The following is a 7,308-nucleotide window of genomic DNA, read 5'->3' on the forward strand; positions in this document are numbered from 1 at the left end:
CGCCTTCCCACGGCCGCGGGCGGGCGCCCCGGTGAGCGGCCCGGGCCTGGAGCCGCCCCTCGCGCAGGACGGCCGCGGGGCCCCGCCTTCGATCGAGGCGTCGCCGGTGCCGCCCGCTCGCACGGAGCGGGCGGCACCGGGGCCTAGGCTTTCGGCGCGACCTTGCTCAGGCCGTTGATGATCCGGTCCATCGCGTCGCCGCCGGTCGGGTCCGTCAGGTTCGCGAGCATCTTCAGCGTGAACTTCATCAGCATCGGGTGGGTCAGTCCGCGCTGCGTGGCGATCTTCATGACCTTCGGGTTGCCGATGAGCTTCACGAACGCGCGGCCGAGCGTGTAGTAGCCGCCGTAGGTGTCCTTGAGGACGCGCGGGTAGCGCTGGAGGGCGAGTTCGCGCTGGGCCGGTGTGGCGCGCGAGTGCGCCTGGACGATGACGTCGGCGGCGATCTGGCCGGACTCCATGGCGTAGGCGATGCCCTCGCCGTTGAAGGGGTTCACCAGACCGCCGGCGTCGCCGACCAGCAACAGGCCCTTGGTGTAGTGCGGCTGGCGGTTGAAGGCCATCGGGAGGGCGGCGCCGCGGATCGGGCCCGTCATGTTCTCCGGGGTGTAGCCCCAGTCCTCCGGCATGGACGCGCACCAGGCCTTGAGGACCTCGCGCCAGTCCAGTTCCTTGAAGGAGTCGGAGGTGTTGAGGACGCCGAGGCCGACGTTCGACGTGCCGTCGCCCATGCCGAAGATCCAGCCGTAGCCGGGGAGGAGACGGTCCTCGGCGCCGCGCCGGTCCCACAGCTCCAGCCAGGACTCCAGGTAGTCGTCCTCGTGACGGGGCGAGGTGAAGTACGTGCGGACCGCGACGCCCATCGGCCGGTCCTCGCGGCGGTGCAGCCCCATCGCCAGGGAGAGGCGTGTGGAGTTGCCGTCGGCGGCGACGACGAGCGGGGCGTGGAAGGTGACCTCGCGCTTCTCCTCGCCGAGCTTGGCGTGGACGCCGGTGATGCGGCCGGTGCGGTCGTCGACGATCGGGGCGCCGACGTTGCAGCGCTCGTGCAGCCGCGCGCCCGCCTTCTGCGCCTGCCGCGCCAGTTGCTCGTCGAAGTCGTCCCGCTTGCGCACGAGTCCGTAGTCGGGGAAGGAGGCGAGATCCGGCCAGTCCAGCTGGAGGCGCACACCGCCGCCGATGATCCGCAGACCCTTGTTCCGGAGCCAGCCCGCTTCCTCGGAGATGTCGATGCCCATCGAGACGAGCTGTTTGGTGGCGCGCGGGGTCAGGCCGTCACCGCACACCTTCTCCCGCGGGAACGCGGTCTTCTCCAGGAGCAGGACGTCGAGTCCCGCCTTCGCGAGGTAGTACGCGGTGGTGGAACCGGCTGGCCCGGCCCCGACGACGATGACATCGGCGGTGTTCTCGGAGAGGGGCTGGGGCTCGGTCACGGCAGGGTCTCCCCAAGACTCGAAATCAACGTGCCGACGGGCACTGGACATGGGCAGTCTATGCAGCGGTACTGATCACCCGGCTGAAGGGCTGCCCCCGTGAACCGAGCTCTCCCCGACGTACGGCTGCGCGTCCCCACCGACGAGGACGCCTTCGCCTGGCACCGGATCTTCGCCGACCCGGAGGTCATGGAGTTCCACGGGGGCAGGGCGGCCGAGCTGTCCGTGTACGAGGAGCTCACCGCGCGGCAGCGGCGGCACGACGCCGAGCACGGCTTCTGCCTGTGGACGATGGTCGGCCCGGAGGGCGAGGTGCTGGGCTTCACGGGAGCGCAGCCGTGGCCGCACGGGTGGGGGCCGACCGGCGAGATCGAGATCGGCTGGCGGCTGGGACGGGCGCACTGGGGCAAGGGGTACGTCACGGCGGCGGCCCGCACCACCCTGGAGCGGGTCCGCGCGGCCGGCGTCCGTGATGTCGTGGCCATGGTCAACGCACGCAACGAACGCTCCATCGCCGTCACGAAGCGGCTCGGCATGGAACTCGCCGAGCGGTTCACGACTCCGGTGACGGGCCAGGAGGGCCACCGCTACCGCCTGACGCTGACCTGAAGCGCCCGGCCCCGGCCCCCGCCCGCGCGGACGCGGCGACACCCCCGGCACCGGCCCGCGGGACCCGGCGGCGCCCGGCATCCGGCCCGCGCGGGGCTGCGCCCGTGCATTGGCCCGCGCGGGACCGGCGCCACTCCCTGCCGCCGGTGCGGGCACTCGCCCGCACCGGCCCGCGCGGGACCGGCGGCGCTTCCGACGACTTCCGGATGGCACCGGCGGAGGCTTACCCTTCCGGTACCGCTGGGGGTGAAGCTTGTGCAGATAACACCCAAGACACCCGAAGTGCGCGTACCGCGGCTCGTCGGCCTGATGGCCGTGGACGCGCGTGAGACGGCCGAGGCGCAAGGGGTGCTGCTCGTCGCACCGGACCGGCCCGACTTCCTGCGCACGGTCGTCGACTACGTCGTACGGCAGTACCCGCCACCCGGCGTGGAGGTCCCGCGCGGTGCCCTGGTCACCGTGTGGTTCGACATCGGTGACGCCGAGGGCGGCGCGGGGGTGCGCGAGCCGCGCCTGCCACGCCCGCCGTCGGGCGGGATGCGCCGCGAACTCGACAAGCCCGGTGATCCGTTCGTGGTGCCGCACTGAGCGACCGCGCCGGTACGCCGCCGCGGCCCGCGCGCCGGCCGCTCCGTGGCCGGGCCGCGCCGCGGTCAGGCCTTGAAGCCCCGGTGCAGGGCCACGACCCCGCCCGTCAGGTTCCGCCAGGCCACCTTCGACCAGCCCGCCTTGCGCAGCCGCTCGGCCAGCTCGGGCTGGGTCGGCCAGGCACGGATGGACTCGGCGAGATAGACGTACGCATCCGGGTTGGAGGAGACGGCGCGGGCGACCGGCGGCAGCGCGCGCATCAGGTACTCGGTGTACACCGTGCGGAACGGCGCCCAGGTGGGGTGCGAGAACTCGCAGATCACGACCCGCCCGCCGGGCTTCGTCACCCGGTACAGCTCGCTCAGCGCGGTGTCGGTGTCCTGCACGTTGCGCAGCCCGAAGGAGATGGTGACCGCGTCGAAGGTGTCGTCCTTGAAGGGCAGCCTCGTCGCGTCACCCGCGGTGAGCGGCAGCCACGGGTGGTTCCTCTTGCCGACCCGCAGCATCCCGAGGGAGAAGTCGCAGGGGACGACGTAGGCGCCGGTGCGCGCGAAGGGCAGGGAGGAGGTCGCCGTACCGGCCGCGAGGTCGAGGATCTTCTGCGCGGGCCGCGCGTCGACCGCTCTGGCGACCTCTCTGCGCCAGACCCGGTCCTGGCCCAGCGACAGCAGGTCGTTCGTCAGGTCGTACCGTTCCGCCACGTCGTCGAACATCGAGGCGACTTCGTGCGGCTGCTTGTCCAGGGATGCGCGGGTCACGGGCCCATTGTGGCAGTACGGGCCGGGCGGCTCTCCGGCACCCGGCCCGTACGCCGCCCTCACGTCCCCCCTGGAGGCCTCCGCCGGGTCCCGCTCAGGGAAGGAGTCCCGGCTTCCTCCCGGCCGCCACGTCCGCGACCCAGCCGAAGAACGAAACGGCGACCCAGACCGGCAGCCGGCCGATGCCGGACATGAACCACTGGCTCTCCAGCGGAAGCCACTTCTCGAAGGCGGGCACCTTCCAGAACTGATCGATCAGCGGGACCGCGAGCACCAGGGCGATCTCGGGCCAGAGGCAGATCGTCACGGCCCGGCCGTCGAAGATCGGCGGGACGTACGCCCTCGGCGACTCGGCCGTGGCGTCGCGGATACGGCGGGGTGAAGCAGAGTTCGGGCGTTCGCGAAAGCCCCCGCCGGCCGAGCCGGCCGCCGTGCGGGCGGGGGCGTGCACGTGAGGTCGGGGCAACGCACCTGCGGGAACGGGGTGTTCGCGGTCGGGCCCAGGGACGCGCGGGCAGGCCCGGGGTGTTGGCGGGCAGGCCCCAGGTCGTGCGTGGCCCGGCGGCCGGTCTAGCGGCGCCGGTGCACCAGGCGCCCCGCGCAAACGGTCGCGAGGCACGTCCCGTCCGCGTCGAAGACCGCGAGGTCGGCCCGCCCGGCGTCGGTGATCACCGGCGTCCGGGGGTGCGCGAGCACGGCGATGTCGTTGCGCGCGGCGGCGGCGCGCAGGCCGGCGTCGTCCGCGTACGCCTCCAGCACCGCGGTGGCGCCCGACTTCAGTACGGCGTGGACGCGTTCACGGGGGCTCGGTGCCACGGGCAGGACCCCTTCATGGACGCGGGCGGGTCCGAGGGAGCCGGGCCAGCGGCGCACGCGCGCGCCGGGGAACCGCTCCAGCAGCTCCTCCAGCGGCCCCACGCCCGCGACACGGTCCCCCTCGACGGCCACGGCGCCGTCCTTGAGCGGCGCCGTGTCGCCCCAGCTGCGCCGGAGCTCGTCGGCGGTGTGGATCGTCAGCACGGCGCGGCTAGTTGGAGGCGAGCAGCTTCAGCTCGGGGTGTGCCGTACCGCCCTCGATCGCGGTCGACGAGATGTGGGACATGACGCGCTCGTCGACGGGGTCGTTCGCCGGGTCGTCGTGGACCACGATGTGCTCGTACGTCGTCGTCCGCTGGGCGGGCACGCGGTCGGCCTTGCGGATCAGGTCGATGATCTCCATGCGGTTGGAGCGGTGCTTGGCGCCCGCGGAGGACACCACGTTCTCCTCCAGCATGATCGAGCCGAGGTCGTCCGCGCCGTAGTGCAGGGAGAGCTGGCCGGCCTCCTTGCCGGTGGTCAGCCAGGAGCCCTGGATGTGCGCCACGTTGTCGAGGAAGAGGCGGGCGATCGCGATCATCCGCAGGTACTCGAAGAGCGTGGCCTGCGTACGGCCCTTGAGGTGGTTGTTCTCGGGCTGGTACGTGTACGGGATGAAGGCGCGGAAGCCGCCCGTCCGGTCCTGCACGTCACGGATCATCCGCAGGTGCTCGATGCGCTCGGCGTTGGTCTCGCCCGTGCCCATGAGCATCGTGGACGTCGACTCCACACCGAGCCGGTGCGCCGCCTCCATGATCTCCAGCCAGCGCTCACCGCTCTCCTTCAGCGGGGCGATCGCCTTGCGGGGCCGCGCCGGCAGCAGCTCGGCGCCGGCGCCGGCGAAGGAGTCGAGTCCGGCGGAGTGGATGCGCTGGATCGCCTCCTCGACGCTCACCTCGGAGATGCGGGCCATGTGCTCGACCTCGGAGGCGCCGAGCGAGTGGATGACGAGCTGCGGGTACGCGGCCTTGATCGCGGAGAAGTGCTTCTCGTAGTACTCGACGCCGTAGTCCGGGTGGTGACCGCCCTGGAACATGATCTGCGTGCCACCGAGTTCGACGGTCTCGGCGCAGCGCCGCAGGATGTCGTCGAGGTCGCGCGTCCAGCCCTTGGCGGTGTCCTTGGGGGCCGCGTAGAAGGCGCAGAACTTGCACGCGGTGACACACACGTTCGTGTAGTTGATGTTGCGCTCGATGATGTACGTCGCGATGTGCTCCGTACCGGCGTACCGGCGGCGGCGTACGGCGTCGGCGGCGGCGCCCAGGGCGTGCAGCGGGGCGTCCCGGTACAGGTCGAGCGCCTCCTCGGGGGTGATCCGCCCGCCTGCGGCGGCACGGTCGAGGACGGACTGGAGGTCGGCCTTCTCGGTCACCGGGGCGTCCCTTTCGGAGGGGTGTGGGCGGACCGATCCAGCGTACGCCAGCCACCTCGGGGGCCCGACGCCAGCCTGCGTGCCCGTGGCCACGGCCCCGTTCAGGCCGCGTACGCACCGATCAGCAGCCCCACGTAGGCGCCCGCGACGAGGAAGGGCCCGAAGGGGATCGACGTCTTGCGTCCGGCGCGCCGCACCACGACCAGGCCCATCCCGTACAGCCCGCCGAACAGGAACCCGGCGAAGGTGCCCAGCAGCACCACGCTCCACCCGTACCAGCCGAGCACGGCCCCGAGGCCCAGCGCGAGTTTCACGTCCCCGAACCCCATGCCGTTCGGGTTGATGAGGAAGAGGAGGAAGTACGCGCCGCCGAGCGCGAGCGACCCGTACAGCGCCGTCGGCCAGTCCCCGGCGTGTTCGGGCACGAGCGCGACCGCCCCGAGCAGTACGAGCGCGGCCCCGGCGAGCGGCAGGGTCAGCACGTCCGGCAGCCGCTGCACCCGGAAGTCCACCACGGCCAGGAGCACGCCGAGGGGCGCGAGCAGCAGCCAGACGGCGAGCTCCGGCCGGGTACCGGTGGCGAGGGCGAGACCGGCGCAGACCACTGCGGTGGTGAGGGAGACGAGGGACACGCCGGGGCCGTACGCGGGCGGGGTGCCGCCCAGGGCCACCCGGCCCGCGTCGCCGGACACCTCCGACGCCCTGCGCGGGATGCCGGGCGCACGCCCCCGGTCGCCGCCGCACTCCGGGCAGCGGGCGAGCCCGAGCCAGCCGCGCGCCGGGCCGGTGAGGGCGTGCCCGTCGGGGCAGCGGTCGCGCCACGGCTCGTCCGGCCGCACGGCCAAGCGGTACGCGGGCCGGGGCACCAGCAGCCCGGCCGCCGCGCCCCAGAGTGCGGCCCCGACGGCCACCCAGAGTTCGAGGTCCACGCATTCACCCCATGAGTTCGTTTGCTGCCGCGGGTCATCGTCGCGCAGGGCACGCCGGGCGGGCCATCGTCCGCTGGGCGGATCAGCACGGGCGTCGACCCGCGGACCGGTCAGCAGACCCGCGTCGCCCGGTGGCGTGCGGTCCAGCACGGCCGTCGTCCGCGGGCCGGATCAGCCGGCCGGACCCACGCGGCGCGGACCGCACAGGCCCACGGCCCGGGCTCGGGCCGCGACGCGGATCACCAGGGTCAAGTCGCCACCCGCGGGCGGGACCGGCCCGGACCGGACCGGGCGGCCTTCCGCAGGGGATGGATCGCCTCGGCGCGTTCCCCCGCAGGGACTGATCTCGTCGGCGCGTCTCGTCACGGGGGGCTGATCGCGTCGGCGCGTCCCGTCACGGGGGGCTGATCGCGTCGGCGCGTCCCGTCACGGGGGTGCGGCGCCGTCGCGCGGGCGGGTGTCCCGTCGCCCGGGGCGGGTCGCCGGCGGGCACGGCGGGTCGCCGGGGGGCACTGCTGGTCCCCGACGGGCACGGCGGGTCCCCGACGGGCACGGCAGGTCCCCGACGGGCACGGCAGGTCCCCGACGGGCACGGCGGGCCGCCTGGCGCGGGCCCCGGCGGGCACAGTGGGCCCACGGCCGACACGGCGTGCCGAAGGTCGGCCCCACGCACCGCCCGGCTCATCCGACGGCGGCGACACCGCTCCGCCACATCGGCAGAAGCTCGTCCAGCAGCGCCTCGGTGCGCGGCGGCAGGCCGCGCG

General features: G+C 73.5%; 7 protein-coding genes and 1 pseudogene. 2 read left to right on the plus strand and 6 right to left on the minus strand.

Annotation, left to right across the window (positions count from 1 at the left end; translation table 11 throughout):
* Nucleotides 1-143: 143 nt before the first annotated feature.
* Nucleotides 144-1,433 carry a geranylgeranyl reductase family protein gene (locus H305_RS0139720; RefSeq protein WP_028805365.1) on the minus strand — a complete coding sequence of 430 codons (1,290 nt, stop codon included), beginning with the start codon at nt 1,431-1,433 and terminating at the stop codon, nt 144-146.
* A gap of 99 nt (nt 1,434-1,532) precedes the next feature.
* Between H305_RS0139720 and H305_RS0139725 the strand changes: the two genes are divergently transcribed.
* Together H305_RS0139725 and H305_RS0139730 are read left to right on the plus strand one after the other, a co-directional pair.
* Nucleotides 1,533-2,042 (plus strand): GNAT family N-acetyltransferase, encoded by a 510-nt coding sequence (locus H305_RS0139725; protein WP_028805366.1) that lies wholly within the window; start codon nt 1,533-1,535, stop codon nt 2,040-2,042.
* 255 nt (nt 2,043-2,297) lie between these two features.
* A complete protein-coding gene (locus H305_RS0139730; RefSeq protein WP_028805367.1) occupies nt 2,298-2,630 on the plus strand; it encodes a PASTA domain-containing protein in 333 nt (110 codons plus the stop codon).
* A 65-nt stretch (nt 2,631-2,695) separates the two neighbouring features.
* On the opposite strand, the gene H305_RS0139735 is transcribed toward H305_RS0139730, so the two are convergent.
* The 5 genes and pseudogenes from H305_RS0139735 to H305_RS0139755 all read right to left on the minus strand — a co-directional run bounded on the left by H305_RS0139735 (nt 2,696) and on the right by H305_RS0139755 (nt 6,544).
* Nucleotides 2,696-3,388, minus strand: a complete 693-nt coding sequence (locus tag H305_RS0139735; RefSeq protein ID WP_028805368.1) for a demethylmenaquinone methyltransferase — start codon at nt 3,386-3,388, stop codon at nt 2,696-2,698.
* A 94-nt stretch (nt 3,389-3,482) separates the two neighbouring features.
* Nucleotides 3,483-3,713: pseudogene (locus H305_RS51600) on the minus strand (acyltransferase); the annotation flags it as partial.
* A 245-nt stretch (nt 3,714-3,958) separates the two neighbouring features.
* The gene (locus H305_RS0139745; protein ID WP_028805370.1) at nt 3,959-4,408 is read right to left on the minus strand and encodes an imidazolonepropionase-like domain-containing protein; all 450 of its coding nucleotides are present in this window, start codon (nt 4,406-4,408) and stop codon (nt 3,959-3,961) included.
* Nucleotides 4,409-4,415: 7 nt separating this feature from the next.
* Nucleotides 4,416-5,615 (minus strand): cyclic dehypoxanthinyl futalosine synthase, encoded by a 1,200-nt coding sequence (mqnC, locus tag H305_RS0139750; RefSeq protein WP_028805371.1) that lies wholly within the window; start codon nt 5,613-5,615, stop codon nt 4,416-4,418.
* Between the two features lie 101 nt (nt 5,616-5,716).
* Nucleotides 5,717-6,544, minus strand: a complete 828-nt coding sequence (locus tag H305_RS0139755; protein ID WP_028805372.1) for a prepilin peptidase — start codon at nt 6,542-6,544, stop codon at nt 5,717-5,719.
* Nucleotides 6,545-7,308 lie beyond the last annotated feature (764 nt).

Source organism: Streptomyces sp. 142MFCol3.1 (genome assembly GCF_000424945.1).
GTDB lineage: Bacteria > Actinomycetota > Actinomycetes > Streptomycetales > Streptomycetaceae > Streptomyces > Streptomyces siamensis.